3 protein-coding genes are annotated in these 1,193 nt (G+C 63.0%); all 3 read left to right on the forward strand.

Features of this window, described 5'->3' with window-relative positions:
* On the forward strand, positions 1-295 hold a 295-nt coding region (locus F0Q45_RS26075), incomplete at its 5' end, for a transglycosylase family protein (protein ID WP_149656599.1).
* 51 nt (positions 296-346) lie between these two features.
* Positions 347-805: an SRPBCC family protein gene (locus F0Q45_RS26080; protein ID WP_149656600.1), complete on the forward strand. Its 459-nt coding sequence runs from the start codon at positions 347-349 to the stop codon at positions 803-805.
* A 135-nt stretch (positions 806-940) separates the two neighbouring features.
* The coding region (locus F0Q45_RS26085) for a lipoprotein LpqH (protein ID WP_188113181.1) at positions 941-1,193 on the forward strand (253 nt) is incomplete at its 3' end.

Consider the following 1,193-nt stretch of genomic DNA (forward strand, 5'->3'; position numbering starts at 1 on the left):
GTGCGAGTCGGGCGGCAACTGGAGGGCCAACACCGGCAACGGCGCCTACGGCGGACTCCAGTTCAAGCAAGCCACGTGGGAGGAATACGGCGGTGTGGGAAACCCCGCACACGCGTCTAAACAGGAACAAATCGCAGTCGCCAACCGGGTACTGGCCGGCCAGGGCCCAGGCGCATGGCCGAAGTGCGCCACCGCCGGTGGGTTGCCGCCGGTACCCGTGGCGGTGCCCCAGCCGGTCCGCCAGCTGGAGCAGACGTTGACCCAGATCATCTCAATCTTCGGGCCCAAACAGTGAATATCGGCGATTCTGCTCGTTTCGTTACAGTGGACGTGTTTGGATCTTGTTATGGAAGGTTCAGCAACAGTTCATATGGCTTCGCCGGCGGACAAGATTTGGCATTTGATCGCCGATATTCGTAACACCGGACGCTTTTCCCCTGAGACGTTCGAGGCGGAGTGGCTCGATGATGCGAGCGGCCCCGAGCTGGGTGCTCGATTCCGCGGCCACGTCCGGCGCAACGAGATCGGGCCGGTCTACTGGACGGTATGCAAGGTCACGGCGTGTGAACCGGGTCGTGAGTTTGGGTTTGCTGTGATGGCCGGGGACAGGCCGGTCAACAACTGGCATTACCGCTTGGAGCCGTCCGGTGACGGCACCGATGTCACCGAGTCCTTTCGGCTTCCCGCGTCGGTGTTCACTACCGCTTACTACTGGCTGTTTGGCGGCTGGCTGCGCAAGCGCCGCAACATCCGGGACATGACTAAGACGCTGCAACGCATCAAAGAGGTGGTCGAGGCTGACTGAGCGTACCGTCGCGCCGAATCGGGTGAGATCGATATTCATCACTACGCCAAGGGCTGGCACGTTGGTGCCTGTGCTCGCGTCAAGACGCCAGTAGAGTCTGTGCACGATGCTCGTCCCCCAGGATGGAGGTGGCTGGTGCGGAACTGCTGGGTCAGCGTGGCAGGGGCGGCATGGGTGGTGGTTGCCGGCGTTTCCGGGTGCGCGGCGGCCCAGACTGTGCCCCGCAAGGCCGCGCACCTGACGATCGACGGCTACACTCGCACGACGCGTCCCGCGGCATGCAGCCAGGAGCAGTCCTACCGCACGATTGAGATCCGCGAGCGTGATAGCCAAGTGCAAGCAGTGCTATTGATCAGCGGCGAGCGGGCGATGCCGCAATGGGTGAAGA

Origin of the sequence: Mycobacterium simiae (genome assembly GCF_008370645.1) — a bacterium.
Taxonomy (GTDB): Bacteria; Actinomycetota; Actinomycetes; order Mycobacteriales; family Mycobacteriaceae; genus Mycobacterium; species Mycobacterium simiae_A.